At 60.9% G+C, this 25,488-nt stretch carries 29 protein-coding genes; 11 read left to right on the forward strand and 18 right to left on the reverse strand.

Annotation, left to right across the window (positions count from 1 at the left end; genetic code table 11):
* Window positions 1-34: 34 nt before the first annotated feature.
* The 7 genes from AC02Y0_RS08630 to AC02Y0_RS08660 form a co-directional block, all read right to left on the reverse strand.
* The gene (locus AC02Y0_RS08630; protein ID WP_476384000.1) at window positions 35-868 is read right to left on the reverse strand and encodes a phosphatidate cytidylyltransferase; all 834 of its coding nucleotides are present in this window, start codon (window positions 866-868) and stop codon (window positions 35-37) included.
* Window positions 869-876: 8 nt separating this feature from the next.
* A complete protein-coding gene (locus tag AC02Y0_RS08635; protein WP_102019981.1) occupies window positions 877-1,620 on the reverse strand; it encodes an isoprenyl transferase in 744 nt (247 codons plus the stop codon).
* A 49-nt stretch (window positions 1,621-1,669) separates the two neighbouring features.
* Window positions 1,670-2,230: a ribosome recycling factor gene (frr, locus tag AC02Y0_RS08640; RefSeq protein WP_102020345.1), complete on the reverse strand. Its 561-nt coding sequence runs from the start codon at window positions 2,228-2,230 to the stop codon at window positions 1,670-1,672.
* A 60-nt stretch (window positions 2,231-2,290) separates the two neighbouring features.
* On the reverse strand, window positions 2,291-3,013 hold the full coding sequence (pyrH, locus tag AC02Y0_RS08645; protein WP_102019980.1) for a UMP kinase: 723 nt from the start codon (window positions 3,011-3,013) through the stop codon (window positions 2,291-2,293).
* A gap of 98 nt (window positions 3,014-3,111) precedes the next feature.
* Entirely contained in the window at window positions 3,112-4,038 is a 927-nt protein-coding gene (gene tsf / locus AC02Y0_RS08650; protein WP_166599382.1) for a translation elongation factor Ts, read from the reverse strand.
* 260 nt (window positions 4,039-4,298) lie between these two features.
* Entirely contained in the window at window positions 4,299-5,066 is a 768-nt protein-coding gene (gene rpsB, locus AC02Y0_RS08655; RefSeq protein WP_102019978.1) for a 30S ribosomal protein S2, read from the reverse strand.
* A 188-nt stretch (window positions 5,067-5,254) separates the two neighbouring features.
* Window positions 5,255-6,070: a cell envelope integrity EipB family protein gene (locus AC02Y0_RS08660; RefSeq protein WP_444557392.1), complete on the reverse strand. Its 816-nt coding sequence runs from the start codon at window positions 6,068-6,070 to the stop codon at window positions 5,255-5,257.
* A 131-nt stretch (window positions 6,071-6,201) separates the two neighbouring features.
* Between AC02Y0_RS08660 and AC02Y0_RS08665 the strand changes: the two genes are divergently transcribed.
* The 4 genes from AC02Y0_RS08665 (at window position 6,202) to AC02Y0_RS08680 (ending at window position 9,100) form a co-directional block, all read left to right on the forward strand.
* Window positions 6,202-6,672: a RidA family protein gene (locus AC02Y0_RS08665; RefSeq protein ID WP_476383505.1), complete on the forward strand. Its 471-nt coding sequence runs from the start codon at window positions 6,202-6,204 to the stop codon at window positions 6,670-6,672.
* Window positions 6,669-7,400: a glycerophosphodiester phosphodiesterase gene (locus AC02Y0_RS08670; protein ID WP_476383506.1), complete on the forward strand. Its 732-nt coding sequence runs from the start codon at window positions 6,669-6,671 to the stop codon at window positions 7,398-7,400. The genes AC02Y0_RS08665 and AC02Y0_RS08670 overlap by 4 nt, the downstream gene beginning before the upstream one ends.
* Before the next feature lie 10 nt (window positions 7,401-7,410).
* Complete coding sequence (locus AC02Y0_RS08675; protein ID WP_476383507.1) at window positions 7,411-8,610, forward strand: GNAT family N-acetyltransferase; 1,200 nt, start codon at window positions 7,411-7,413, stop codon at window positions 8,608-8,610.
* A 70-nt stretch (window positions 8,611-8,680) separates the two neighbouring features.
* Window positions 8,681-9,100 carry an HIT family protein gene (locus tag AC02Y0_RS08680; protein ID WP_476383508.1) on the forward strand — a complete coding sequence of 140 codons (420 nt, stop codon included), beginning with the start codon at window positions 8,681-8,683 and terminating at the stop codon, window positions 9,098-9,100.
* A 31-nt stretch (window positions 9,101-9,131) separates the two neighbouring features.
* On the opposite strand, the gene AC02Y0_RS08685 is transcribed toward AC02Y0_RS08680, so the two are convergent.
* From AC02Y0_RS08685 to cysE, 8 genes are all read right to left on the reverse strand, one after another.
* Window positions 9,132-9,320, reverse strand: coding sequence for a hypothetical protein (locus tag AC02Y0_RS08685; RefSeq protein WP_476383509.1), 189 nt, complete (start codon window positions 9,318-9,320; stop codon window positions 9,132-9,134).
* Between the two features lie 90 nt (window positions 9,321-9,410).
* A complete protein-coding gene (locus tag AC02Y0_RS08690; RefSeq protein ID WP_102019971.1) occupies window positions 9,411-9,743 on the reverse strand; it encodes an AzlD domain-containing protein in 333 nt (110 codons plus the stop codon).
* Complete coding sequence (locus tag AC02Y0_RS08695; RefSeq protein ID WP_476383510.1) at window positions 9,740-10,522, reverse strand: AzlC family ABC transporter permease; 783 nt, start codon at window positions 10,520-10,522, stop codon at window positions 9,740-9,742. Before AC02Y0_RS08695 ends, AC02Y0_RS08690 begins: the two co-directional genes overlap by 4 nt.
* Window positions 10,523-10,593: 71 nt before the next feature.
* Window positions 10,594-13,071 (reverse strand): ATP-dependent Clp protease ATP-binding subunit ClpA, encoded by a 2,478-nt coding sequence (clpA, locus tag AC02Y0_RS08700; protein WP_476383511.1) that lies wholly within the window; start codon window positions 13,069-13,071, stop codon window positions 10,594-10,596.
* A 9-nt stretch (window positions 13,072-13,080) separates the two neighbouring features.
* Window positions 13,081-13,428: an ATP-dependent Clp protease adapter ClpS gene (gene clpS / locus AC02Y0_RS08705; RefSeq protein ID WP_102019968.1), complete on the reverse strand. Its 348-nt coding sequence runs from the start codon at window positions 13,426-13,428 to the stop codon at window positions 13,081-13,083.
* A gap of 241 nt (window positions 13,429-13,669) precedes the next feature.
* Window positions 13,670-14,017: a phasin family protein gene (locus AC02Y0_RS08710; protein ID WP_444557197.1), complete on the reverse strand. Its 348-nt coding sequence runs from the start codon at window positions 14,015-14,017 to the stop codon at window positions 13,670-13,672.
* Between the two features lie 202 nt (window positions 14,018-14,219).
* The gene (locus AC02Y0_RS08715) at window positions 14,220-14,426 is read right to left on the reverse strand and encodes a DUF3126 family protein (RefSeq protein WP_076396262.1); all 207 of its coding nucleotides are present in this window, start codon (window positions 14,424-14,426) and stop codon (window positions 14,220-14,222) included.
* A gap of 141 nt (window positions 14,427-14,567) precedes the next feature.
* Window positions 14,568-15,392 carry a serine O-acetyltransferase gene (gene cysE / locus AC02Y0_RS08720; RefSeq protein WP_476383512.1) on the reverse strand — a complete coding sequence of 275 codons (825 nt, stop codon included), beginning with the start codon at window positions 15,390-15,392 and terminating at the stop codon, window positions 14,568-14,570.
* A gap of 71 nt (window positions 15,393-15,463) precedes the next feature.
* Between cysE and AC02Y0_RS08725 the strand changes: the two genes are divergently transcribed.
* Window positions 15,464-16,267 (forward strand): enoyl-CoA hydratase-related protein, encoded by an 804-nt coding sequence (locus AC02Y0_RS08725; RefSeq protein WP_476383513.1) that lies wholly within the window; start codon window positions 15,464-15,466, stop codon window positions 16,265-16,267.
* Window positions 16,268-16,270: 3 nt separating this feature from the next.
* On the opposite strand, the gene AC02Y0_RS08730 is transcribed toward AC02Y0_RS08725, so the two are convergent.
* Complete coding sequence (locus tag AC02Y0_RS08730) at window positions 16,271-17,056, reverse strand: alpha/beta fold hydrolase (protein WP_476383514.1); 786 nt, start codon at window positions 17,054-17,056, stop codon at window positions 16,271-16,273.
* A gap of 165 nt (window positions 17,057-17,221) precedes the next feature.
* On the opposite strand from AC02Y0_RS08730, the gene AC02Y0_RS08735 reads away from it, so the two are divergent.
* Together AC02Y0_RS08735 and AC02Y0_RS08740 are read left to right on the forward strand one after the other, a co-directional pair.
* The gene (locus tag AC02Y0_RS08735; protein ID WP_102019963.1) at window positions 17,222-17,467 is read left to right on the forward strand and encodes a zinc-finger domain-containing protein; all 246 of its coding nucleotides are present in this window, start codon (window positions 17,222-17,224) and stop codon (window positions 17,465-17,467) included.
* A gap of 28 nt (window positions 17,468-17,495) precedes the next feature.
* Window positions 17,496-18,659, forward strand: coding sequence for an FAD-dependent monooxygenase (locus AC02Y0_RS08740; protein ID WP_476383515.1), 1,164 nt, complete (start codon window positions 17,496-17,498; stop codon window positions 18,657-18,659).
* Window positions 18,660-18,675: 16 nt separating this feature from the next.
* Here AC02Y0_RS08740 and AC02Y0_RS08745 read toward each other — a convergent pair whose 3' ends face one another.
* Window positions 18,676-19,866 (reverse strand): cystathionine beta-lyase, encoded by a 1,191-nt coding sequence (locus AC02Y0_RS08745; RefSeq protein ID WP_476383516.1) that lies wholly within the window; start codon window positions 19,864-19,866, stop codon window positions 18,676-18,678.
* Window positions 19,867-20,222: 356 nt separating this feature from the next.
* On the opposite strand from AC02Y0_RS08745, the gene AC02Y0_RS08750 reads away from it, so the two are divergent.
* The 4 genes from AC02Y0_RS08750 (at window position 20,223) to AC02Y0_RS08765 (ending at window position 24,557) form a co-directional block, all read left to right on the forward strand.
* Window positions 20,223-21,251, forward strand: coding sequence for an amino acid ABC transporter substrate-binding protein (locus AC02Y0_RS08750; protein ID WP_476383518.1), 1,029 nt, complete (start codon window positions 20,223-20,225; stop codon window positions 21,249-21,251).
* 167 nt (window positions 21,252-21,418) lie between these two features.
* A complete protein-coding gene (locus AC02Y0_RS08755) occupies window positions 21,419-22,612 on the forward strand; it encodes an amino acid ABC transporter permease (protein WP_102019959.1) in 1,194 nt (397 codons plus the stop codon).
* A 2-nt stretch (window positions 22,613-22,614) separates the two neighbouring features.
* On the forward strand, window positions 22,615-23,766 hold the full coding sequence (locus tag AC02Y0_RS08760) for an amino acid ABC transporter permease (protein ID WP_444557204.1): 1,152 nt from the start codon (window positions 22,615-22,617) through the stop codon (window positions 23,764-23,766).
* Window positions 23,767-23,783: 17 nt separating this feature from the next.
* Window positions 23,784-24,557, forward strand: coding sequence for an amino acid ABC transporter ATP-binding protein (locus AC02Y0_RS08765; RefSeq protein ID WP_102019957.1), 774 nt, complete (start codon window positions 23,784-23,786; stop codon window positions 24,555-24,557).
* An 85-nt stretch (window positions 24,558-24,642) separates the two neighbouring features.
* Here the strand turns inward: AC02Y0_RS08765 and AC02Y0_RS08770 are convergent, their stop codons facing one another.
* Entirely contained in the window at window positions 24,643-25,374 is a 732-nt protein-coding gene (locus AC02Y0_RS08770; RefSeq protein ID WP_476383519.1) for a nuclease, read from the reverse strand.
* Between the last annotated feature and the right edge of the window lie 114 nt (window positions 25,375-25,488).

The following is a 25,488-nucleotide window of genomic DNA, read 5'->3' on the forward strand; positions in this document are numbered from 1 at the left end:
GTTGACGCCGTCGACTGCCGGATTGAACCGATCCTCAAAGACCGAAGAGGAAGGCTCCCATGGACACGACGGCATTGGCACTTCCGGCGGAACTGCCGATGGCCAAGAAAAACGCGGCAAAACAGGCAAATACAAGGCCGTCAACGCGGTCCATCACACCACCATGGCCGGGAATGAGCTTGCTCGAATCCTTCACGCCAAATCGCCGCTTGATAAAGGATTCAAACAGGTCACCGATCTGGCTGGCAATCGAAAGAGCGAGCGCCACCAGCACCACCCATATGCCGACGTCCTGGAAATGGGCCATGGCCACCAAAAGTCCACCCGCCACGCCGGCCACGGTCCCGCCAATGGCGCCAGACCACGTCTTGCCGGGCGAGATGCGCGGGGCGAGTTTCGGGCCTCCGATGGCACGGCCAACGAAGTAGGCCAGGATGTCGGTTGCCCAGACCACCACGAAGACAAAGAGCATAGCGATGAAGCCGAGGGAATCCTCACCGCGGATGGCGGACAGCGAAATGGCGCTCAGACCGGCATAGAACAGCCCGCCAGGCTGCCACCAGCTGACACGGCGCAACAGAGAGGGAATGGCAGCCGTGATCACAAGCCCGGCAAAGAGCGGCACGGTCATTTCGGCCTGTCCGAACAGCATGTTGAGGCTGATCAGCGCCATCGACAACCAACCGAAGGCGTTCGCCCTCAGGCTGCCTTCCGCGAGCCGCGTGATCGTCGACCATTCGTAATAGATCAACAGACCGATCGCCGCCGCCACTGCCTTGAAGGCCAGACCGCCGAACCAGGTCGCCGAAAGGACCAAGACGATCATCACGATGGCGGAGACGATCCTGAGCTGCAGCTCGCGCGACATGGTCAGGGTCATGAGCCGACCGCCACGGCTTTCGCCGAAAGACCACCGAATCGGCGATCGCGGGCGGCGTATCGTTCCAGGACGGAATGGAAGAGCGCCGGCGTAAAGTCGGGCCAGAAATCAGGCACGAACATGAGTTCCGCATAGGCCGCCTGCCAGAGCAGGAAATTCGACAACCGCTCTTCGCCGCTCGTGCGGATGACGAGATCGGGATCGGGGATGCCGGCCGTATCCAGGCAGTCGTTGAGCTTCTGTGCGTCGATTTGGGACGGGTCGAGCCGACCGGCCTGGACTTCCGCCGCCAAGCGGGCGGCTGCTCGTGCGATTTCGTCACGGGAGCCGTAGTTGAAGGCGATGACGAGGGTCATGGCCGTATTGCCGACCGTGGTCTCTTCGGCCTCGAGCAGCAGCGAGCGAATGTCGTCGCGCAGGTTCTGTCGCTCTCCGATCACTCGGATCCGCACACCCTCGCGATGGAGGTCGGCAAGGTCGCGGCGGATGAAGGCTTTCAGCAGGCCGAAGAGTTCGTTCACTTCGGCTTCCGGGCGCCGCCAATTCTCGGAGGAGAAGGCAAACAGCGTCAGAAAAGCCACGCCCGCCTCGCCGGCCGCCTTTACGGTTTCGCGGACAGCCTCGACCCCCTTGCGGTGGCCGAAGGTGCGCGGCAAGCCGCGCGCATTCGCCCAGCGCCCATTGCCATCCATGATGATCGCAACATGCTGCGGGACGATGCGATGTTGAACTGTCGACATTGGCGAGGATCCAAGCGGCTCAGAGAGGACGATATACAGCGACTCTCGCTTAAACCTGCATGATTTCCTTTTCCTTCTCGACGAGCAAGCGGTCGATGTCGACAATCGTCTCGTCGGTCATCTTCTGCACCTTGTCAGAGAGGGAGCGGCTGTCGTCCTGGCTGATCGAGCCATCCTTTTCGGCCTTCTTCAGACCGTCCATGCCGTCGCGACGAACGTGGCGGATGGCGACCTTGGCCTTCTCGGCATAGTCATGCGCGACCTTCACCAGCGACTTTCGGCGCTCTTCGTTGAGCTCAGGCAGCGGAATGCGCAGGTTCTGGCCGTCGACGATCGGATTGAGGCCGAGATTGGCTTCGCGGATGGCGCGGTCGACGGCGTTCACCATCGACTTGTCCCAAATCGAGACGCCGAGCATGCGGGGCTCCGGCACGGTGACGTTCGCCACCTGGTTCAGCGGCACGCGCGAACCATAGGCATCGACCGTGACCGGATCGAGAATGTTGGCCGAGGCACGCCCCGTGCGCAGCGATGCGATGTCGTTCTTGAATGCATTGATCGCACCGTCCATGCGGCGCTTAATGTCGTTGAGATCAACCCCTGCGGTCATCATGGTTCTCCCATTGCTCTTTCAGTCGGCGACATCCAGCGATGCCGCCCTTGCCTGTTATCAGTTGTCGGTAACGATGGTCATGCGACCGGCGCCAGACAGGATTTCGCCGAAGCCACCCTTCTCATGGATCGAGAAGACGATGATCGGAATGTGATTTTCCCGTGCAAGGGCGACTGCCGCGACGTCCATGACGGCCAGGCCCTTTTGCAGGACCTCGTCATGCGTCAGGCTGTCGAAGCGCGTCGCGGTCGGGTCCTTCTTCGGATCGGCGGAATAGATGCCGTCGACCTGGGTTCCCTTGAAGATCGCCTGGGCGCCGATCTCGGCGGCGCGCAGTGCAGCAGCGGAATCGGTGGTGAAGAACGGGTTGCCCGTGCCGCCGGCGAAGATCACCACCCTGCCCTGCGCCAGATGGTGCAAGGCGGCGCGCTGCGAGAAGCTCTCGCAGATTTCCGGCATGGCGATTGCGGACAGAACAACCGTGTCGATGTCGAGTTTGCGCAGCGAGGTCGCAAGTGCCAGCGCGTTGATGACGGTCGCCAGCATGCCCATGTGGTCGCCGGTGACGCGGTCGCCGCCCTTGGATGCAACGGCGACCCCGCGGAAGATGTTGCCACCGCCGACAACGACGCCGACTTCGACACCCATGCGGCGGGCTTCAGCGATATCGCCAGCGATCCGATCGGCCACTGCGACATCGATCCCGAATCCCTGACTGCCCATGAGGGCTTCACCGGAAGCCTTGAGGAGGACGCGTTTGAACAATGGCTTGGCTGACATGAAAGCTCCCGAGAACAATTCTGTGCCGGATACACGAAGGGCATCGCGTTGTCACGCGATGCCCCAATGTTTTCCCTTGAAGAAGGGGAAAAGCGCTATCAGCCCTTGGCGACAGCTGCGACTTCGGCAGCGAAGTCGGACTCTTCCTTTTCGATGCCTTCGCCGAGCAGCAGGCGAGCCATGCCGGTCACTTCGATCGGGGCGCCAGCATCCTTCTCGGCAGCCTTGATGGCGTCGCCGACGGTCAGGTCCGGGTTGATGACGAAAGCCTGCGAGAGAAGAGCGACTTCTTCGAAGAACTTGCGCATGCGGCCTTCAACCATCTTTTCGATGATGGCTTCCGGCTTGCCCGAGGCGCGCGACTGTTCGATGAAGACGTTACGCTCGCGCTCGGCGACAGCGGCATCGACTTCTTCCGAACGGATGGCGAGCGGGTTGGTCGCAGCGATGTGCATGGCGACCTGGCGGCCGATGGCAGCCAGCACGTCCTTGTTGCCGGTCGACTTGAGCGCGACGAGAACGCCGAGCTTGCCGAGGCCTTCAGAAGCCGCGTTGTGGACGTAGGTTGCGACAACACCGTCTTCGACCGAGAGCTTGACGGCGCGACGCAGCGTCATGTTCTCGCCGATATGGGCGATAGCATCCTTGATGGTGTCGGTGACGGACTTGCCGGTTGCCGGATAGGTGGCAGCGCCGATTGCGTCGACCGAACCGTCGGTGCCGATGGCGACAGACGCCACGCCGCGGACGAGATCCTGGAAGGCATCGTTACGAGCTACGAAGTCGGTTTCGGAGTTGAGTTCGACGACAACGGCCGAGGTGCCAGCACCGTTGATGCCGATCAGGCCTTCAGCTGCCGTGCGGCCCGACTTCTTGTCAGCCTTGGCGATACCCTTGGCGCGCAGCCAGTCGATGGCGGCTTCGACGTCACCGTCGTTCTCGATGAGAGCCTTCTTGCAATCCATCATGCCTGCGCCGGACTTTTCGCGCAGTTCTTTTACCAGTGCTGCAGTGATTTCAGCCATTGTGTGCCTCTTGTCTGTTCAGGCGGTCGACCCGTGGCCGCGAGGGGAACGGTGAACCGCTAGGTTGGGGACGAAATGTACCCGGATGTATGACAACGTGATGAAGCGGGTCACCACGGAAACAATCGGCCGCCTTCGACGCCTTCTCGCGTGACGCGAATGGCATCTTGAAGAACGGAGGCCGCCCGCTGCTCAGGCGAGCTTGCAGGCGGCCATTCCCTTGACGGGAAAAAGCGGCGGTTACCCGCCGCGTAAAGCGATTAAGCTTCTGCTTCGGTCTCGAGAGCCGGCTCGATCGGAGCTTCGGCAGACGCACCGATGTCACGACCCGAGGCGCCCTGCTGGCGAGCGATACCGTCGATGGCAGCGCGCGAGATCAGGTCGCAATAGAGCGAGATGGCGCGCGAAGCGTCGTCGTTGCCCGGGATCGGATAGTCGATGAGGTCCGGATCGCAGTTCGAGTCGATGACAGCAACAACCGGGATGCCGAGGCGCTTGGCTTCGTCGATCGCGATCTTTTCCTTGTTGGTGTCGATGATGAACATCAGGTCCGGGGTGCCGCCCATATCGCGGATACCGCCGAGAGCCTTTTCAAGCTTTTCGCGTTCGCGCTCGAGGTTCAGGCGCTCCTTCTTGGAGTAGCCAGACGCTTCCGAAGCCAGGATCTCGTCGAGCTTGCGCAGACGGGCGATCGAGTTCGAAATGGTCTTCCAGTTGGTCATCATGCCGCCGAGCCAGCGGGAGTTGACGTAGTACTGGGCCGAACGCTTGGCGGAATCAGCGATGATTTCCGAAGCCTGGCGCTTGGTGCCAACGAACAGAACGCGGCCGCCACGAGCAACGGTGTCGGACACGACCTGAAGGGCGCGCGACAGCATCGGAACGGTCTGAGCCAGGTCGATGATGTGGATGTTGTTACGATCGCCGAAGATGTACGGCTTCATCTTCGGGTTCCAGCGGTGCGTCTGGTGACCGAAGTGAACGCCAGCTTCCAGAAGCTGACGCATGCTAAAATCAGGCAATGCCATGCCTTTTTCTCCTTTTCCGGTTTAACCCCCGCGAGACAAACAGCAGACCTTTCAGTCAGCCACCGGGCGGAAACGACAGGATTTCTCCCTGACGATCCCAAGTCTCGCGTGTGGAATGACGCCGGCCATACAGGGGCGTCGGTCAAAAATCAATAGCGGACGCGCCGAATTCTGGCAATCGAGCCGGTTTACTGGCAATCGCCGTCGGGTTTGCCGAGCACTTCGAGCTTGGTCAGCTTGCCGGCCAAGACGAAGTCGCCGTAGTCGAGCGTCAGGTCACGGGTCACGCCGTTTTCGTAGAGCTTGAAGGACTGGCTGTAGATCGGCTCCTGGTCGCCCCTTGTCTTCTCGTCGAAATAGGCGATCGAGACCGGCCAGTAGTCCTGCGTTCCGAGCGTTGCCAGAGCCTTGGCTTCCGGATCGGTCTTCGCAGACTTCTGCGGGCCGCCGACAATCGTGGTCGTGAGGAAGGTCTGGTCGCCATCTTCGGAACCGTCGAAGATCCGCGATTCGAAGACGCGCTCGCCCTTGCGGGCGCGGGCAATCACTTCAAGCATGTGCTCGGCCGGAAAGCGGCTGTCGGCGAGTTCGATATCGCGCCTGTCGGGTCCGGTCAGCTCGATCTTGACCTTGCCGCCGGCTTCGGCCGCAGCACCGCTGACGTCCTTGTCCAACTGGTCATCGGTGAAGGACTTGTTCTCGAATCGGAACTTGCCGGCAGGCACGTCTTCGAAGGTGGTCGAACGCTGGTCGGTGACGCGCACGCCCTCGCCTACGTCGATGCGGGTCACGAAGCGGAACTGGGTGTTGAAACCCTTGCAGGCCGAGCCACTAAATTCATAGACCATGCGGCCGCGCACGGATTCGATCCCGGAGCGGTCGGATGCCTCTTTCAGCACGATCTCGTAAACGGCGCGATGCGGCACAAGGCCGACGGTCGCCGCATAGGCCGCCTGCCCTGCAGCGCCAAAGGCAGCAAGGGAAAGCGTCGCACGGACCGCCATTCGCAAAGGAAACATCGACACCCTCCTGTTGGACTCGTCATCGATGTTATAAGAACACATCCGGCAAAAGCGAGACATGCTTTTCGTCGCCACAACTTTCTCAACTTTTATCAACAGACCGGGAATCGACCATGTCCGACACAATCGACGGCCGCCTTGCAGCGCTGGGCATCAGCCTGCCTGAAGCTGCTGCACCTGCCGCCAATTACGTGCCCTATGTGATCAGCGGAAACCTGCTGTTCCTCTCCGGCCAGTTGCCGATTGAAGGCGGAAAAGTGGCGGTGACGGGTCTTGTCGGCGGCGATGTCGTTCTCGCCGACGCCCAGCGGGCAGCCGAACTCTGCGCCATCAACATCCTGGCCCAGGCGAAAGCCGCGCTGTCCGGCGACCTGTCGCGGATCAGCCGTGTCGTGAAGCTGAATGGTTTCGTCGCTTCGGCCCCGGGCTTTATCGAGCAGCACCTCGTGATCAACGGTGCCTCGAACCTGATCGCGAACGTGTTGGGTGACGCCGGCAAACACGCGCGTGCCGCCGTAGGCGTTGCGCAACTGCCGCTGAATGCCGCCGTCGAAATCGACGCCATCCTGGAGATTGCGCTGTGAGTTCGGTTGACTGGATCAAGGACCTGCCGGTCGCCCATCGCGGCTATCACGACATGAACAGCCAAATCTGGGAAAACACACTCTCAGCTTTCAAACGGGCCATTGAGGCAGGCTTCGCCATCGAATGTGACATCCAGCTCTCGTCCGACAGCGTCCCCATGGTGTTCCACGACCACGACCTGCAGCGGCTCTGCAACATGAATGGTGAAGTGCGCGAACGCACCGCTGGCGAATTGCGCATGCTGTCGATCGGCGGAACCGCCGACAAGATCCCGACGCTTCGCCAGATGCTGGACCTCGTGAAGGGCCGGGTGCCGCTGGTGATCGAGCTCAAGGGCATCGATGCCGAGCATGATGACGGCTTCGTCGAGGCGGTACTCGAGGTGCTAGAGGGTTATGAGGGCAAGGTCGCGCTGATGAGCTTCGATTATCACCTCCTGCGCGCGCTAAAGGTTGCCGATTGCCCCTGGCCGGTCGGCCTCACGGCGGAAGGCGTCAAGCCGGAAAACCTCAGCGCCCACAAGGAAGCGATGGATCTTGGACTGGACTTCACCTCCTATTGCGTGGCGCATCTGCCGAATGATTTCGTCACCGGACTGCGTGAAAAGGGCACACCCGTGATTACCTGGACCGTCAGGGATGAAATCATGCGGGCACAGACCTATAACTATGCTGATCAGATGACATTCGAAGGCTTCGACCCGCGCCAGTCGCCGGCGATTGCCTGACGGGAGATCCATGGCAGACGAGGTGACGATCCGCGTAGTGCGCTCCTTCCAGGAGATCCCATCCAGCGAATGGGGCCTCCTCTCTGGGGCCTCCCGTTCGGAGCCGGGCTACAATCCCTTCACCTCGCATGCCTTCCTTTCGGCGCTCGAAGAATCCGGCTCGGCAACAGCCGAGACCGGCTGGATGGGCCATCACCTGTTGCTGGAAGAGGAAGGGCGGCTTCTCGGCGCCATTCCCTGCTATCTCAAGAGCCACAGCCAGGGCGAATATGTCTTCGACCACGGATGGGCGGATGCCTTCCACCGGGCCGGCGGGCGCTATTATCCGAAGCTCCAAGCATCCATTCCGTTCACCCCGGCAACAGGACCGCGGCTGCTCGTGCAGCAGGGTGAGGATGTCACGCGGATTCAGGGGCTGCTGGCACAGGGGCTGCAGCAGGTGGCCGGTGAACTCGGCACCTCATCGGCACATGTGACCTTCCTTCCGCGAGGTGAGTTATCTTCCCTTACGGAAGCCAAATTCCTGCATCGGACGGATCAGCAGTTCCACTTCATCAATCGCGGCTATGCGAACCACGAGGCGTTTCTCGCTGAACTCTCGTCGTCGAAGCGCAAGAACCTGCGCAAGGAGCGCCGAGCAGCCCTCGAAAACGGCATCAGCATCGATTGGCTGACGGGTGCCGACCTTACGGAGGATATCTGGGACCAGTTCTTCCGCTTTTACATCGACACTGGCAGCCGCAAATGGGGCAGGCCTTATCTCACCCGCCTCTTCTATTCGCTGGTTGGTGAGCGCATGCCCGACGACATCCTGCTGGTGATGGCGAAGCGCAATGGGCGATATGTCGCCGGTGCCATCAACTTCATCGGCGCCGAGGCCCTTTATGGCCGCCATTGGGGCTGCATCGAGGACCATCCCTTCTTGCATTTCGAGGTCTGCTATCATCAGGCGATCGACTTCGCCCTGGAGAAGGGTCTCGATCGGGTCGAAGCGGGCGCGCAGGGCGAGCATAAACTGGCGCGCGGCTACGAACCCGTCCTCACCCATTCAGCCCATTTCATCACCCATCCGGGTTTGCGCCGGGCGGTCGCCGACTATCTCGCGCATGAGCGCCGTGAGGTTGCCCAGGCCGGCGAATATCTCGGCGAACACACGCCCTTCCGCAAGGGCGACCGCCTGCCGCGCGACGGTGAGGAATTCGACGGTTGAGAGCGCCACCGCGCTCTTGAAGCCGGCGCAGGCTTGCCGTTAAGTGGCCCCGACAATCGAGGAGACAGCCATGACCGCCTATGATCCCAACAACATCTTCGCCAAGATCCTCGCCGGCGATATTCCATCGGTGAAGCTCTACGAGGACGAAGATGCACTTGCCTTCATGGACGTCATGCCGCAGGCGCCGGGGCACCTTCTGGTGATCCCGAAGCAGGGGTCACGCAATCTGCTTGATGCCGATCCGGCGGTGCTCTCAAAGCTGATGCCGGTCGTGCAGAAACTGGCCAATGCTGCCAAGGAAGCTTTCGAGGCCGATGGCATCTATATCGCGCAATTCAATGAGCCGTCGGCTGGCCAGACCGTCTTCCACCTGCATTTCCATGTCATCCCGCGCCACGAAGGCGTTCCGCTCAAGCCGCATGCCGGCGGCATGGCCGATGTCGAGATGCTGAAAGCGCAGGCCGAAAAAATCAAGGCGGCGCTCTGAGACGAGCGCCGCTTGGCCGGTCCTTGTCGGATCAGGCGACCAGGCCGCCCACGACAACAACGGCGGCAATGCCAACCAGAACAAGGACCATGATGGGAAAGGAGCCGGTCGAGCTCCAACTATCACGCCTTGATGACCGCTTGCGCAGATCGCCCAGCAGAACCTTGAAGCGGGGTGGATCCCCGTGTTTCAGCTTTCGGAAGCGTACTACCTTTGACATTTCGCTTTCCTCCTGTTGATCGGAAATTCGATTTGGGGAGCGAAATGTGGCAATACCAGCCTGCTCGCGCGTCTGTGAACGCGTATGATCTCAGAGCCAGATCAAGCCCGCCCCGAGGATCGCGAGGGGAACGACGACACCGACGATGACGCGCTGGCCGGACAGAAGGAAGGCCGCAAAGCCGATGCCTGCTGCCGCCAGGCGCAGCCACAAGGGTGATGCTTCAAGGGCACCGGTCGGAAAGACAACGAGTTTTGCCGTCACGGCCATGACCAGGGCTGTTGCGACCGCCCTCACCCAGTTCAGCGCCTCGGAGCCTTCCTGCAGCCGGTTGCCGGCCAGCACGCCCATCCAGCGCCAGAAATCCGTGGCCAGCCAGCCAGCGACGATGATCACCACATAGGGCCAGTAGTCCTCGATCATACCACCTCCTCAGTCGAGGCTGCGGTATCCGGCTCAGCGGTTCTCGCCTGTGTCTTGTCACCACGGATCACGTAGCGATCGAAGAGATAGGCAAGCGTTCCACCACCGAGACCCGCGATCAGGATATCAAATCCAGGCACGAGAACGGCGAGCACGGGGCCGGAGATCACACCAACGATGAAGGCGACCTTGACGACCGACTGTCGGCCCGTGGCCCAGATGGACGCGATGAAATAGACGGGAGTCAGGAAGAACAGCAGGGCAGCGACGACAGGTGGAAACTGGGACACCAGCCCGTAGCAGACCCCGACGAGGATCGTATTGACCGTTACGAGGGTGATGCCGAAGCCGGCAAAATAGGCGACACGCCCCTCTCTCGGGACATTCTTGAAGCTCCCCATCGCGAAGACCCAGGCGGTGATTGCGACGAAATGCGACAGGAAGAGCAGCAACCAGGTCGGCGTCTTTTCCGTGCGCATCTCCGGCACCAGGGACGCGACCATCGGCATCATGCGGATCGAGGACAGGGAAACGGCGAGGAAGATGGCGAGCAGATTGGCGCCGCTGGTCATGGTGCCGATCAGGATCATCTTGGCCGGCAGTGCCCAGACGGTCGCCGTCATAACCATGGCTTCCGTGCGGCTCACGCCGGATTGAAGCGCAAAAGCGGAAAAGCCGACGAAGGAAATCATGAGAATGATGGCAGGCAGACTGAACAGTCCGCGCATGCCGGTGAAAAACCACCGTGTCTGTGAAATATCGGAAATGGCCGAAGACATCTGAAATTCCGGTTCGGCAAAAAGAAAGTGCCGGGCGCTAAGCCCGGCACGGGTCTCTCATCTGATAGTGCTTACTTCTTCTTTGGCACCTTCGGCACAGCCGAACGCTTGGGCTGCTTTGGTGCCTCGTCGATCACCGCGACATCGCCTTCATCCTCGATCACCGAGGCCTTGGTAACCGGCTTGCGCTTGGCCTTGGCGGGCTTTGCGGAGGCCACTTCGGCTTCGGGCTTGGGCTTGACCGGTGCCACTTCGGAAATGGCTTCCAGATCGAGCACCTCGGTGCCGGTTTCGTCGGTCTTTGTGCCGACCTTCACGACGCCGCCCTTCTTCAGCTTGCCAAACAGGATCTCGTTGGCGAGGGGCTTCTTGATGTGCTCCTGGATGACACGACCCAGCGGACGGGCACCCATCTTCTCGTCGTAGCCGCTCTTCGCCAACCAGGCGATCGCGGATTCGGACAGGTCGAAGGTCACGTTGCGCTCGGACAGCTGGGCTTCCAGCTGCATGACGAACTTCTGCACGACCTGATGGATGACTTCCGTTGGCAACGGCGCAAACGGGATCGTCGCGTCGAGGCGGTTGCGGAATTCCGGCGTGAACAGGCGGTTCAGCGCCTCCTCGTCTTCGCCGGTGCGCTTCGAAGAGCCGAAGCCGATTGCCGACTTCGCCATTTCCGACGCGCCCGCATTCGTCGTCATGATCAGGATGACGTTGCGGAAGTCGATCTTCTTGCCGTTGTGATCCGTCAGCTGGCCATGGTCCATGACCTGCAGCAGGATGTTGTAGATATCCGGATGCGCCTTCTCGATTTCATCGAGCAGCACGACCGAGTGCGGATGCTGGTCGACGCCATCGGTCAGGAGACCGCCCTGGTCGAAGCCGACATAGCCGGGAGGCGCACCGAGCAGGCGCGAGACCGTGTGCCGTTCCATGTATTCCGACATGTCGAAGCGCAGCAGTTCGACGCCAAGCGAGGCGGCAAGCTGCTTGGCGACTTCCGTCTTGCCGACGCCGGTCGGGCCGGAGAAGACGTAAGAGCCGATCGGCTTGTTCGGTTCGCGAAGACCGGCACGGGCGAGCTTGATCGACGTCGACAGAGCCTCGATCGCCTTGTCCTGACCATAGACGACCGAGCGCAGTTCCTTCTCCAGGTTGGCAAGAACCATCTCGTCGTCCTTGGATACGGTCTTGGGCGGGATCCGGGCCATCGTCGCGATGGTGACCTCGATCTCCTTCTCGGTGATCAGCTTGCGACGCTTGGAGGCAGGCAGCAGCATCTGGGCCGCACCGGTCTCGTCGATCACGTCGATCGCCTTATCCGGCAGCTTGCGGTCGGAGATGTAGCGGGCGGAGAGTTCAACAGCCGACTTGATCGCCTCGTTGGTGTAACGGAGCTTGTGATAGTCCTCGAAATAGGGCTTCAGGCCCTTCATGATTTCGATCGCGTCATCGATCGACGGTTCGTTGACGTCGATCTTCTGGAAGCGGCGAACCAGCGCCCGGTCCTTTTCGAAGAACTGGCGGTATTCCTTATAGGTGGTGGAACCGATGCAGCGGATCGCCCCAGAGGAGAGCGCCGGCTTCAAAAGGTTCGACGCATCCATGGCGCCGCCCGAGGTCGCACCTGCACCGATCACGGTGTGGATCTCATCGATGAAGAGGACGGCACCCGGATAGTCTTCGAGTTCCTTGACCACCTGCTTCAGGCGCTCCTCGAAGTCACCGCGATAACGTGTGCCGGCGAGCAGCGTGCCCATGTCGAGCGAGAAGATCGTGGCATCGGCCAGAGCTTCCGGCACCTTGCCCTCGACGATGCGCTTGGCAAGGCCTTCGGCGATCGCCGTCTTGCCCACGCCCGGGTCGCCCACATAAAGCGGGTTGTTCTTGGAACGACGGCACAGCACCTGGATCGTGCGGTTCACCTCGTCGTGGCGACCGATCAACGGATCGATCCGGCCGGTCTTGGCCTTTTCGTTCAGGTTGACGCAGTAGGCCTTCAGGGCCTCCTGCTTGCCCTTGGCCGAACCTTCCTCTGGCTCACGACCCTGCTTGGCCTCGGGCTCGCCCTCATCCGAGCCACGGGGGCTGCGGACCTGCGATGCGCCGGGGCGTTTGCCGATGCCGTGCGAGATGTAGTTGACGGCGTCATAGCGCGTCATTTCCTGCTCCTGCAGGAAATAGGCAGCATTGCTCTCGCGCTCGGCGAAGATGGCGACGAGCACGTTTGCGCCGGTGACTTCCTCGCGACCGGAAGACTGGACATGGATCACGGCGCGCTGGATGACCCGCTGGAAGCTGGATGTCGGCTTTGAATCCTCGTCGTAACCGGTAATCAGGTTGGCGAGATCATTGTCGACGAAGTCGGTCACGGTCTTGCGCAACGCGTCGAGGTTGACGTTGCAGGCCCCCATCACGGCGGCGGCATCAGCGTCGTCGATCAGAGCGAGCAGCAGGTGCTCCAGCGTCGCATATTCATGGTGACGCTCGTTGGCGTAGGTCAGGGCCTGATGCAGCGCTTTTTCGAGGCTGGGTGAAAATGTTGGCACGTCTGATCCTCACTTCTTTTCCATGACGCATTGAAGCGGATGTTCATGTTGCCTGGCGAAATCCATCACCTGTGAGACTTTTGTTTCGGCGACTTCGTAGGTGAAGACACCACATTCGCCGACTCCATGATTATGAACATGCAGCATGATGCGGGTGGCAGCTTCCCGGTCCTTTTGGAAGAAGCGCTCCAGGATGTGGATCACAAACTCCATCGGGGTGTAGTCGTCGTTCAGAAGCAGGACGCGATACAGATCTGGCTTCTTCGTCTTCGGCTTGGTGCGGGTGATCACCGAGGTGCCGCGATTGGCGTTTTCCCCGTCACCCTGGCTTTGCATGAAGACCGGCTTGGCAGTCATTTCAGTTCATTCTCCGTTGTCCGGCCGGTTTGCCGTTACACATCGGTGCGGACGAACACTCAGCACAGTAAGGTAGTTCATTATGCGGTGATTTTAAGCCCCCCGGGCTGCCATGACGACAATTTGTCACGAAGCCCGGAAAAGCGAGAAAAGTGAACGATCAGGTTATACCAGCAGGCACAAATGACAAGACCGGCCGCGCAGGGCGCGGCCGGTCTCGCATGTTACACGCAAGCTTCGATCAGGCGGCAGCCGACATCGGCGCCATGGCCTTACCGACCACGCCCTCGTAGGGCTTGTAGGCGATCTTGGCGAGTTCGGCATACATCTCGCCCATCTTCGTCGCTTCGGCGACAAAGCTCTCGTAAGAGGACTTCATGAAGGAGGTCTGGAGCTCGAAAGCCGCCTCGACGCTCTTCACCGATGTCAGTGCTTCCATATAGGAAGCCATGTCCTGAAACGACTTCTTGGAATAGTCCGTTGCTTCGGTGGCGATCGCCTGGAAGCCCTTCGTGACCTCAGAATAGTTCTTCAGCATGGCATCCATGGCTTCTTTGCCCTTCGTGTTGGCGTCAGAGATATTGAACATGTGAGCCTCCTCCTTCTGTTCGGCATATCAGAGGCCTCGAACATAGCAGTCGCACAAAGAGGGTCAAGTGAATTTGTGCATCGCACAACAATCGTCAATTGTAAGCCGGATAAGAAAAAAGGGGCCTGTACGCCTCGGTACAGCCCCCTGCTTTACGCTCATTCCATCAAATCTCGCCGCCGATTGCGGCGAAAAGAACGCGTTACGTCAGATCGACGTCGAGGATCGCCATCGAGAAATTGTAGGACAGATCGCCATCTTCGTCGTCCTTGAAGACAACGCCGAGAAACTCGTCACCGACATAGACTTCAGCGGAATCGTCCTTGCGCGGACGAGCCTTCACGCTCATCGTGGGATTGAAGGTGCGCTTGAAATAAGCGTCGAGCTTCTTCAGTTCTTCCGGCTTCACACTGTGTCTCCATGGACTGTTTTCGGGGAGTGTTTCGATTTGCGCGCTTGTCGCACGGCCTTTCCGCCGATGTAAAGACGCAAAGAAAAGTTTGCCCCGGCAAGCCGGGTCGTTCCGCACCCGGCTCGTCGCGAAACCGCTTCAGTCCACCGAAGCGATCATTTGATCCATCGAGCGTGCCGGTTCGGCGCAACCGGCCTCGCCAACCACGCGCGCCGGAACGCCCGCAACCGTCGTGCATTTCGGCACGGGCTTCAGGACCACGGAGCCGGCCGCGATGCGCGAGCAGCTGCCGACCTCGATATTGCCGAGCACCTTGGCCCCTGCCCCGATCAGAACGCCGTCGCCGATCTTCGGATGGCGATCGGCGCCTTCCTTGCCGGTGCCGCCGAGGGTAACCCCATGCAGGATCGAGACATTGTCGCCGATGCGAGCGGTTTCGCCGACCACAAGCCCGGTGGCGTGGTCGAGGAAGATGCCCTTGCCGATATGGGCTGCCGGATTGATGTCCGTCTGGAAGATGTTGGACGAGCGGCTCTGCAGATACAGTGCAAAATCACGGCGCCCGTTGTTCCACAGCCAATGCGCCAGACGGTGCGTCTGGATCGCGTGGAAGCCCTTGAAATAGAGGACCGGCTCCATGAACCGCGTGCAGGCGGGATCGCGGTCGTAGACGGCCTGGATATCGACGCGGAGGATCGAGCTCCATTCCGGCCAGTCGGCCATCATCGCTTCGAAAGCCTGACGCAGAACGATCGCCGGCACGTCGGAATGGTCGAGGCGCTCGCAGATGCGGTAGATCACACACTCCTCCAACGAGCGGTGGCTGAGCACCGTCGAATGGAAGAAGGCCGCCAGCATCGGGTCACGATCGGCCGCCACGCGGGCTTCGTGCCGCAGGCTGTCCCAGATCGGGTCCATGGACTTGACGGTTTCGGTCTTGAGGACGTCGTTGTGTGCGACCATTGCCGGTCTCCTCGTTCGTCTTGGAATGGCATTATATAGTCGAAGACAGATCGAACTCAAATGGGGCCTGCATGAAACAGTCGAACACCCTTGCCAATGGCTTTATCAACGCTTTCGTCGATGGCGCGAAAGGGCTTCTGGTGATCGACAATCCGCAGCGGAAGAACGCGATCACGGCCGCGATGTGGCGGGCGATTCCGGACGCGATCCAGTGGCTGCATGCCGAGGCCGGCGCCCGCGTCATCGTGCTGGCCGGTGGCGGAAAGGTCGATTTCAGCGCGGGAGCAGACATTTCGGAATTTACCGAATTAAGGAAGGATGCGGCGACCGCCCGCATCTACGAGGCATCGAACAGCCGTGCCTTTGCCGCCATTCGCGAGGCCCCCGTCCCTGTCATCGCAGCTGTCAGGGGCATTTGTTATGGCGGCGGTTTCGGTCTTGCTGCGGCCGCCGATCTGCGGCTCGCCTCTGCCGAAGCCGTGTTTGCAGTCCCCGCCGCCAAACTTGGTCTCGCCTACCCGGCAGACGCCGTGCAGGATTTCGTCCGGGGACTGGGCAGCCAGATGGCTCGCAAGGCGCTTTTTACCGGAGCGCCGCTGAAGTCTGCCGAGCTGATGGCGGCCGGCTTCCTGTGCGAGGTCACGGCGACCGCCGATCTCGAAACACGAACCGACATCCTCGCCGAGGCGATTGCTGCCAACGCGCCGCTGTCACTCCGGGCCTCGAAGCTTGCCTTGCGGGCCGTCGAGCTTGGTGACGACGATCTTCTGCGCGAGGCGGAGATCATCGGCGCCTCGACCTTTGAGAGTGCTGACTATCAAGAGGGGCGCGCGGCGTTTGCCGAGCGCAGGCGACCCGTATTCACCGGGCGTTGATAGTCAGCGCGCCTCAATCTCGGCGTAGAAATCCAATGCGGCCTTCTTGAAGACGCGATCGCCGACGGCGAGCATGTGGTCGCGGTTGGGAATGTCGAGTGCGACGGCGTGCGGCATCAACTCCGCCAGCTCATGCGGCGAGCCGGCAATGTCGTCCTTCGTGCCGACACCGATCAGGCAGGGAATATCGACTTTGGCGATATCCTCACGGCGCACCAGATCCCGCGACGTCCGGATGCAGGCTGCCAGCGCCAGCCGATCCGACTTGGTCTGGTCTGCAAAGGCACGAAACATGCGGCCGCGCTCATGCGTGACATCGTCCAATGACGGAGCAAGCAAGGCGTCGGCGATCGGATCCCAGTCACCGACACCATCACACATGCCGATGCCGAGACCGCCAAAGACGAGCGAGCGCACGCGGTCGGGATGCTCGATGGCGAGAAAGGCGGAGATGCGCGCGCCCATCGAATAACCCATGACATGGGCCTCGGCGATGCCGAGATGGGTCAGGAGTGCCGCAGCATCCCCCACCATGGATGTCGGGTGATAGGCTGCGGGATCATGCGGCTTGGCGCTTGCACCATGGCCGCGATTGTCGATCGCGATCACCCGGTAGCCAGCGTCTCCCAGCGTTCTCAGCCAACCCGGATAGACCCAGTTGACGCTCGCCGACGAGGCAAAGCCATGAATGAGCAAGATTGGATCGCCTGCCGGATCGCCATCGTCGAAATAGGCAAGCTCGAGCCCGTCATTGTGAAAGCTGGAAAACGGCGGGGCGTCGAGATTCATGAATGGGTCCTTATGGCCTTGAGGCCGCAACCATAGCCAAGAGCATCCTGACATCAATTGCCGCAGACCGATTTTCTGTGACTTTTGCCCGCCGCCGGCTCTACACTTTTCGGAAGGACGGCGCTAATGTCCGCGCAAACTCGCAAAGCATTCTCGGAGCAAGACATGGCCGGCCACACCATTCCCCATTTTCAGAACGACGGCGGTCATCGCGTGATCGAAGTCGGCGTGAAGGAATTCATGTGCACCGGCGCTTCCGTGCCCTTCGACCACCCGCACATCTTCATCGACATGGGACATGACAACGAGAAGGTCTGTTCCTACTGCTCAACGCTCTATCGCTACAATCCGAGCCTGAAGGCAGAGCAGACGAACCCCGCGGGCTGCGTCTTCCACGTCAAGGCAGCGTGACCCGAGCGTCACGATCGGCATAGTTCCCATGTCCATCAAGCACGCCGCCATCGTCGGAGCCGGGATGGCGGGGTTGACCGCTGCCCTGGCGCTCGCGCGCAAGGGCATCTCTTGCGACATCATCGAACAGGCGCCACAGCTGGGCGAAGTCGGCGCGGGCCTGCAGCTTTCGCCGAATGCCACGCGAGTGCTGGCATCTCTCGGCGTGCTGTCCGAGCTGGAACAGCACTGGCTTGAACCAAATGCTATTAGCCTCGTTTCGGGAAGGGACTTGCGCCCCCTGGCTTCGGTCCCGGCTGGCAATTTCGCCCGCAAACGCTGGGGCTATCCCTATGGCGTGCTGCATCGCTCGACCCTGCAGCAGGCGCTGTTGCGCGCCGTGCTCAATCAACCGCTCTGCCGGCTGAATCTCGGCCAGCGGGTGCAGGGGATCGGCGCAGAAGCCCTGGGGTCGACCACCGGTCGCAAGCCGGATCTCGTGATCGGTGCCGATGGCGCCTGGTCGGTCGTAAGGGATGCCATTCAGGGCGGCCCCACGGTCAGCTTCTCCGGCAACATTGCCTGGCGCTTCACCATCTCCCAGAGCGGCGCTCCTTCGTTCCTGTCTCGCAATGGCGTGACAGCCTATCTCGGGGCGAAGGCGCATCTGGTCAGCTATCCGTTGAAGGAGATCGACGGCTTCAATCTCGTGGCGATCGCTGCCGGCACGAAGAGTGACGAGAGCTGGGCGATCGACGCGGATGCGGCACGGCGCGCCATGCTGCTCGAACAGTTTTCCGGCTGGCATCGCGACATCAGGACAATTCTTGCCGGCGCTGAGCAGGCGACGTTTTGGCCGCTTTACGAGGCCTCCGACGGCAATTGGCACAATCGTCGCGACACGGTGCTGATTGGCGATGCGGCGCATGCGATGATGCCGTTCTCGGCCCAGGGTGCTGCGATGGCCATCGAGGACGCGTTCTCGCTTGCAGCCCATGTCGCCCGGGCACCCCTCCCCTTGGCGCTTGCCACTTTTTCAACCGAGCGAAAGGCCAGGGCTGTACGGGTCAAGGCACGCGGCGACTTCAATCGCTTCGCCTATCACGCCCGAGGTCCGTTCCGAATCGGGCGCGATATCGTTCTTTCGCTTCGGCCGGCCGAGAAGCTCGCCGCCGATCTCGACTGGCTCTACGGCCATCGGATCGGCGACTGAGGGCGAAAACCGTCAATCAGACGGCAGCCGCTGCGGCAAAGCCGCGTTCGAGATCGGCGGTGATATCCTCGACATTCTCGAGACCGATCTGCAGACGGATCACGGCGCCATCGGTTGGGCCCTTGCGGATCTTTCGGTCATCCAGATTGACGTGCACCGCCAGGCTCTCATAGCCACCCCAGGACCAACCCAGCCCAAACAGCTGCAGCGCATCCAGGAAGGCATGCGCCTTCGGCTTGATCTTTTCCCGGGACGGAGCCGGCAGCACGAAAGAGAAGACACCACTTGCGCCCTTAAAGTCGCGCTTCCAGAGCGCGTGACCCGGGAAGCTCTCCAGGGCCGGATGCAACACTCGCGCCACGTCATTGCGGGCTTCGAGCCAGCGGGCAACGGAGAGCGCGCTCTTGTAATGGTGCTCGAGCCGCAGCCCCATGGTGCGCAGGCCGCGCAGGATCTGATAGCTGTCATCAGGGGCGCCGCATATGCCAAGCGTGATGTTGGCCTCACTTAGCGTCGGCCAGTGCTTAGCATTGGCCGAGACCGTGCCCATCAGAATGTCCGAATGGCCCGAGGGATATTTGGTCGCGGCGTGAATGGTCACGTCGGCACCGAAGTCGAGCGCCTTGAAATAGAGCGGCGTGGCCCAGGTGTTGTCGATGGTCACAACGCAATCGTGCTTGTGGGCAGCGTCGGAAATCGCACGGATATCTTGCATTTCCATGGTGTTGGAGCCGGGCGCCTCGGTATGCACCAGTTTGGTGTTGGGCCGGATCAGTCGCTCGATATCGACGCCGATCTCCGGGTCGTAATACTCGACCTCAACCCCGAGACGGGTCAGCATCGTGTCGCAGAAATGGCGGCACGGCGAATAGACGGAATCAACGATCAGCGCATGGTCGCCCGCCGAGAGGAATGCCAGGAACGGAACAGTGATGGCGGCGAGCCCCGACGGGACGAGGATCGTGCCGGCCGAGCCTTCCAGCGCATCGATTGCGCGGCAGAGAGCATCGGTCGTGGGGGTACCGCGCGTGCCATAGGTATACGGCTGTGAACGCGTTTCCATGGCCCGCGCATTGGGGAACAGAACCGTCGAGGCGTGCACGACCGGCGGATTGACGAACCCGTGGTAGTCTTCAGGATCATAGCCGACATGGCACAGTTTCGTATCGGTGCCGGCGGCGGCCAGCCAGTCTTTGGATTTGCTCATGGATTCAAGATTCCTCACGGTCGGATAGCGTGGTTTTCGCGCCTCCGGGAGGGCCGGTCAAGTTGCACAATTCCGTGATCCGAAGCGCAAGTCTTGCTGCTTACGCATATCAGCACAGTCAAAAAGGCGTCATTTTCATCACTTTGGGCCAAAAACCACACATTTTTGCCTATTTGGAGGGCGATTTTGGTAAATTCGCGCTTTTGTGGCCAATTCGCGGCATAAAGACTTGACCCTGTCCGCATTTGCGACTGAGATATGAAGGCTCGCACCGGGAGGCCGTGAGCCGACGTGCGCTGCTGGTTTCAGCAGCAGGCCGTCGCTGGCATACAACAAGAGAAAAAAGGTTGGGAAAAATGAACAACAAGTTCCTGTCAGCCGCCATCGGCGCTGCGGTCCTGGGTTTTGGCGCGTCTGCTGCATCCGCTGCAACGCTCGATGACGTGAAGGCCAAGGGTTTCGTCCAGTGCGGCGTGAACACGGGTCTCGCCGGCTTTGCATCGCCGGACGCAGCCGGCAACTGGACCGGTTTCGACGTCGACTACTGCAAGGCTGTCGCTGCCGCCGTTTTCGGCGATGCCACGAAGGTAAAGTACACACCGACCACCGCACAGAGCCGCTTTACCGCGCTGCAGTCCGGCGAAGTCGACATGCTTGCCCGTAACACCACCTGGACCATCAGCCGCGACACCGCGCTCGGCTTCAACTTCCGCACCGTCAACTACTATGACGGCCAGGGCTTCATGGTCACCAAGGCGCTCAACGTAAAGTCGGCCCTCGAACTCTCGGGCGCTGCCGTCTGCGTACAGTCCGGCACCACGACCGAACTGAACCTTGCCGACTACTTCAAGGCCAACAACCTCGAATACAAGCCGGTCGTTTTCGAAAAGCTGGAAGAAGTCAACGCTGCCTATCAGGCTGGCCGTTGCGACGTTTACACGACCGACCAGTCGGGCCTGTATTCGCTGCGTCTGACGCTGACCAACCCGGACGAGCACGTCATTCTGCCGGAAATCATCTCCAAGGAGCCGCTTGGCCCGGCCGTTCGCCAGGGTGACGACCAGTGGTTCGACGTCGTATCGTGGACACATTATGCCCTCGTGACCGCTGAAGAATTCGGCATCACCCAGGCAAACGTCGACGAAATCAAGTCGACCACCACGAACCCTGACATCAAGCGCTTCCTCGGCGCTGAAGCCGACACCAAGATCGGTACCGACCTCGGCCTCACCAATGAGTGGGCCTACAACATCATCAAGGGCGTCGGTAACTACGGCGAAGTCTTTGAGCGTAACATCGGCACCAACACCCCGCTCAAGATCGAGCGCGGCGTAAACGCCCTGTGGACCAAGGGCGGTCTGCAGTACGCTCCGCCGATCCGCTAAGATCCGGCTGACGTTTGCGAGGCGGCGAAAGCCGCCTCGCGCTTATCGGGACGACGGGTTCAGACCGGCACGGACGCTGCGGTCAGCAGCGCAATTTAAGAATGCCGGCTGTTTTCAAAAACAAGAACAGTTAAGGGCTCAAAGAAGCCCCGGGGATTTGGCACAGCATGACAGATCACGCCACCAGTATACCTGCCGGTGGGCAGAGCGTGGGCTCGCTGATCTACGATCCGAAAGCAAGATCGATCTTCTTTCAGGTCGCTACGATCGCCATCATGACGTTTATCGTCTGGACCATCGCGAACAACACCATCGAAAACCTCGCCCGGAGCAACACGGCCACGGGCTACGACTTCCTGAATGGCCGCGCCGGCTTCGACATCGGCCAGAGCCTGATCGCCTATACGGCGGATTCGACCTATGGCCGCGCCATTCTCGTCGGCCTGCTGAACACGATCCTGGTCGCCGTAACGGGCATCATCACCGCAACGATCATCGGCTTCTTGATCGGCATTGGTCGCCTGTCGAGAAACTGGCTGATTGCCAAGCTTTGCACGGTCTATGTGGAAGCCTTCCGCAACCTGCCGCCGCTGCTCGTCATCTTCTTCTGGTACTCGGGCGTGCTATCGACGCTGCCACAGCCGCGCGATTCCCTCGAGCTGCCCTTCTCGACCTTCCTCAACAACCGTGGTCTGGCCTTCCCCAAGCCGATCTGGGGGGATGGCGCGGGCATTATCCCGATTGCGCTCCTGATCGGCATTGTCGCGACCATCGTCGTTGCACGCTGGGCCAAGGCCCGTCAGATGCGCACCGGCCAGATCTTCCCGACCGGATGGGTTGGCCTTGGACTGATCGTCGGCCTGCCGCTGATCGCCTTCCTCGCCGCCGGCTCGCCGCTCACCTTCGACTACCCGGTCGCAAGCCGCTTCAACATGTCGGGTGGTGCGGTCATCGCGCCTGAGTTCGTTGCACTTTACCTCGCGCTCTCCTTCTACACGGCCGCCTTCATCGCGGAAATCATCCGCGCCGGCATCAAGGGCGTATCGAAGGGGCAGACGGAGGCGGCATCCGCCCTTGGACTGCAGCCCTCTACCACGACGCGTCTCGTGATCGTGCCCCAGGCGATGCGCATCATCATCCCGCCGCTGACAAGCCAATATCTCAACCTGACGAAGAACTCGTCGCTCGGTGTGGCCGTCGGCTTCCCCGAACTGGTTTCGACCGGCGGTACGACGTTGAACCAGACCGGCCAGGCCATCGAGATCGTCTCGATCTGGCTCGTCGTCTATCTCTCCATCAGCATTGTGACCTCGCTCTTCATGAACTGGTTCAATGCCAAGATGGCCCTGGTGGAGCGTTGATTATGGCACACGACCTTTCCTATGTGCGCCAGGACATGCTGGCACCCCTTCCCGCCCCGACCTCCGATGGCAGCATCGGCGGCTGGATCCGCAAGAACCTGCTCGCGACGCCGAAAGATGTGGTCCTCACGATCATCGGCCTTGCGGTTCTCGCACTCATCCTGCCGGGTGCGATCAACTTCCTGTTTCTCGATGCGGCCTGGTTCGGCGCCGACCGTGCCGTCTGCGCCACGATTGCCCAGGGCGGCGTCCAGCCCGACGGCTGGAAGGGCGCCTGCTGGGCCTTCGTAGAGAGCCGCTTCTCGCAGTTCATCTTCGGGCGTTATCCTCTTGAGGAACGCTGGCGGGTGATCCTGGTGGGCGTGATGTTCATCGCCCTGCTTGTGCCAATGCTCATCCCGAAGGCACCGCGCAAGGGACTGAACGCGCTTCTGCTCTTCGTCATATTCCCGGTCGTCGCCTTCTTCCTGCTGCATGGCGGCTTTGGCCTTCCGGAAGTGGAAACCCCACTCTGGGGCGGCCTGATGGTCACGCTGATCCTGTCTTTCGTCGGGATCGCGGTTTCACTGCCGCTCGGCATCCTGCTTGCGCTTGGGCGCCGGTCGGACATGCCGGTCATCAAGATGATCTGCGTCGTCTTCATCGAAGTGGTGCGCGGCGTGCCGTTGATCACGGTCCTGTTCATGGCCAACGTGATGTTGCCGCTCTTCATGCCGACAGGCTGGACGATCGACAATTTCCTGCGTGCGCTGGTCGGCGTGTCGCTCTTCGCATCTGCCTATATGGCGGAAGTGGTGCGCGGCGGTCTGCAGGCGATCCCGAAGGGCCAGTATGAAGGCGCGGATTCGCTCGGCCTCTCCTACTGGCAGAAGACCCGCTTGATCATCCTGCCGCAGGCGATCAAGCTGGTCATCCCGGGCATCGTCAACACCTTCATCGGCCTGTTCAAGGATACCTCGCTCGTGTCGATCATCGGCATGTTCGACCTCCTCGGCATCGTCCGCCTCAACTTCACCGATGCCAGCTGGGCAACGCCTGTGACACCGCTCACGGGTCTGATCTTCGCAGGCTTCGTATTCTGGATCTTCTGCTTCGGCATGTCGCGCTACTCCGCCTTCATGGAGCGGCACCTCGACACTGGCCACAAGCGTTAAGAACAAGGGGAAAAACCATGGCTGAAGCCAATTCCGCTAAGAAGACCGTGTCGGGCACCGACGTAGCGGTCGAGCTGATCAACATGAACAAGTGGTACGGTGATTTTCACGTGCTGCGCGACATCAACTTGAAGGTCATGAAGGGCGAGCGCATCGTCGTGGCCGGACCGTCCGGTTCGGGCAAATCGACGATGATCCGCTGCATCAACCGCCTGGAAGAACACCAGACCGGAAACATCCTGGTCGACAACATCGAACTGACGAACGACCTGAAGAAGATCGATGAAGTTCGTCGCGAAGTCGGCATGGTGTTTCAGCACTTCAACCTCTTCCCGCACCTCACGATCCTCGAAAACTGCACGCTGGCCCCGATCTGGGTCCGCAAGATGCCGAAGAAGGATGCCGAGGAAATCGCGATGCACTTCCTGAAGCGCGTCAAGATCCCGGAACAGGCCAACAAGTATCCGGGCCAGCTCTCCGGCGGCCAGCAGCAGCGTGTGGCCATTGCCCGTGCGCTCTGCATGAAGCCGAAGATCATGCTCTTCGACGAGCCGACCTCGGCGCTCGATCCCGAAATGGTCAAGGAAGTTCTCGACACCATGGTGGGCCTTGCCGAAGAAGGCATGACCATGATCTGCGTGACGCATGAAATGGGCTTTGCCCGTCAGGTTGCCGACCGCGTCATCTTCATGGACCAGGGCCAGATCGTCGAACAGAATTCGCCGGCCGAATTCTTCGACAATCCGCAGCACGAGCGCACCAAGCTGTTCCTCAGCCAGATCCTGCATTAAGCGGTCTTCCGCATTCGGAATCAAAGAGCCCGCCCCGGTCACCGCGGCGGGCTCTTTCGTTTGTGAAGACGACGGCTGTCTGCGGTTAAGGGCACCAGCTCTGCTGGCGCGCCATGCGCGGCTTGGCGAGGCCTTCGGACACCAGGATTGAACCCAGCGAGCGGCCATCGCGGGTTGCCACGCGTAGCACCCCTGAGGCACCGCTTGGACCAGCGGTCTTCAGTGTCTCAAGATCGAATCGTCCGGAGCTCAACAGATCCTTCAGCCGCACCTTTGCGGCAAAGCCGCGGTCGCGCTCTTGCTGGCAGGCGGCGCCATCCGTTCTCGGCGCTGCAATGTCGGCCAGCACGACCTTGGTCTTCTTGTACCAGAAGGTATCACCGCTCATGACGCAGTTGTCGAGGCCCGACGTGCCGCAGAAATAGAACTTGCCGGCGAAGTTCTCCCCCGTCAGTGGGCCGCCAGCGGCGGTCGTGACTGCCGGGCGAGACGCTGGGACCGCAGCCTTCACGACACCAACCTCGGCCGGCGGTACCGGCGTTTTCGTGCTATTCGATGCAGTCCGCGCATTGGCGGTTTTCTCCCGCTCACGGCGGGGCTCTGCCTTGGCTTCGGTGCGGGATGCGGCTGGTTTTCTGTCTGATAATAGGGGCGACAATTCCCTGAGCACTGCGGCCCGGTTGTCGTAGAGGGCGATACCGCCCGCGACAATGCCGAGCATGACCAGCCAGGTTGTCATGCCCTGGCTGCCGGAAGAGCGGGTCGACTTGCGCCGTTTGGCGGGCGCGCGGCGGGAAGATGCGGTGCGACTGGACATGGTTAACCTCTCGTGAGCGGCATCATGACGCTCAAGGGTTTCCGAAAGGTTGGCAGCGGGAGGGAAAAGCTGGTTCAGGCACGTTTCTGCACAAAGACGCGAATAGAAAATGGG

The organism is Allorhizobium sp. nf9_anc, from assembly GCF_056323085.1.

Bases quoted from the DNA above. Each gene is read 5' to 3' on its own strand.
- AC02Y0_RS08730 (WP_476383514.1), bottom strand. From the start codon at position 17,056: ATGAATCTCGACGCCCCGCCGTTTTCCAGCTTTCACAATGACGGGCTC.
- rpsB (WP_102019978.1), bottom strand. From the start codon at position 5,066: ATGGCATTGCCTGATTTTAGCATGCGTCAGCTTCTGGAAGCTGGCGTT.
- cysE (WP_476383512.1), bottom strand. From the start codon at position 15,392: ATGGTCGCACACAACGACGTCCTCAAGACCGAAACCGTCAAGTCCATG.
- AC02Y0_RS08710 (WP_444557197.1), bottom strand. From the start codon at position 14,017: ATGTTCAATATCTCTGACGCCAACACGAAGGGCAAAGAAGCCATGGAT.
- AC02Y0_RS08665 (WP_476383505.1), top strand. From the start codon at position 6,202: ATGTCCGACACAATCGACGGCCGCCTTGCAGCGCTGGGCATCAGCCTG.
- AC02Y0_RS08685 (WP_476383509.1), bottom strand. From the start codon at position 9,320: ATGTCAAAGGTAGTACGCTTCCGAAAGCTGAAACACGGGGATCCACCC.
- AC02Y0_RS08735 (WP_102019963.1), top strand. From the start codon at position 17,222: ATGGCCGGCCACACCATTCCCCATTTTCAGAACGACGGCGGTCATCGC.
- AC02Y0_RS08755 (WP_102019959.1), top strand. From the start codon at position 21,419: ATGACAGATCACGCCACCAGTATACCTGCCGGTGGGCAGAGCGTGGGC.
- AC02Y0_RS08660 (WP_444557392.1), bottom strand. From the start codon at position 6,070: ATGGCGGTCCGTGCGACGCTTTCCCTTGCTGCCTTTGGCGCTGCAGGG.
- AC02Y0_RS08765 (WP_102019957.1), top strand. From the start codon at position 23,784: ATGGCTGAAGCCAATTCCGCTAAGAAGACCGTGTCGGGCACCGACGTA.
- AC02Y0_RS08750 (WP_476383518.1), top strand. From the start codon at position 20,223: ATGAACAACAAGTTCCTGTCAGCCGCCATCGGCGCTGCGGTCCTGGGT.
- AC02Y0_RS08770 (WP_476383519.1), bottom strand. From the start codon at position 25,374: ATGTCCAGTCGCACCGCATCTTCCCGCCGCGCGCCCGCCAAACGGCGC.
- AC02Y0_RS08635 (WP_102019981.1), bottom strand. From the start codon at position 1,620: ATGTCGACAGTTCAACATCGCATCGTCCCGCAGCATGTTGCGATCATC.
- AC02Y0_RS08760 (WP_444557204.1), top strand. From the start codon at position 22,615: ATGGCACACGACCTTTCCTATGTGCGCCAGGACATGCTGGCACCCCTT.
- AC02Y0_RS08675 (WP_476383507.1), top strand. From the start codon at position 7,411: ATGGCAGACGAGGTGACGATCCGCGTAGTGCGCTCCTTCCAGGAGATC.
- AC02Y0_RS08680 (WP_476383508.1), top strand. From the start codon at position 8,681: ATGACCGCCTATGATCCCAACAACATCTTCGCCAAGATCCTCGCCGGC.
- pyrH (WP_102019980.1), bottom strand. From the start codon at position 3,013: ATGTCAGCCAAGCCATTGTTCAAACGCGTCCTCCTCAAGGCTTCCGGT.
- AC02Y0_RS08630 (WP_476384000.1), bottom strand. From the start codon at position 868: ATGTCGCGCGAGCTGCAGCTCAGGATCGTCTCCGCCATCGTGATGATC.
- AC02Y0_RS08725 (WP_476383513.1), top strand. From the start codon at position 15,464: ATGAAACAGTCGAACACCCTTGCCAATGGCTTTATCAACGCTTTCGTC.
- AC02Y0_RS08740 (WP_476383515.1), top strand. From the start codon at position 17,496: ATGTCCATCAAGCACGCCGCCATCGTCGGAGCCGGGATGGCGGGGTTG.
- tsf (WP_166599382.1), bottom strand. From the start codon at position 4,038: ATGGCTGAAATCACTGCAGCACTGGTAAAAGAACTGCGCGAAAAGTCC.
- AC02Y0_RS08695 (WP_476383510.1), bottom strand. From the start codon at position 10,522: ATGTCTTCGGCCATTTCCGATATTTCACAGACACGGTGGTTTTTCACC.
- AC02Y0_RS08690 (WP_102019971.1), bottom strand. From the start codon at position 9,743: ATGATCGAGGACTACTGGCCCTATGTGGTGATCATCGTCGCTGGCTGG.
- frr (WP_102020345.1), bottom strand. From the start codon at position 2,230: ATGACCGCAGGGGTTGATCTCAACGACATTAAGCGCCGCATGGACGGT.
- AC02Y0_RS08745 (WP_476383516.1), bottom strand. From the start codon at position 19,866: ATGAGCAAATCCAAAGACTGGCTGGCCGCCGCCGGCACCGATACGAAA.
- clpS (WP_102019968.1), bottom strand. From the start codon at position 13,428: ATGACTGCCAAGCCGGTCTTCATGCAAAGCCAGGGTGACGGGGAAAAC.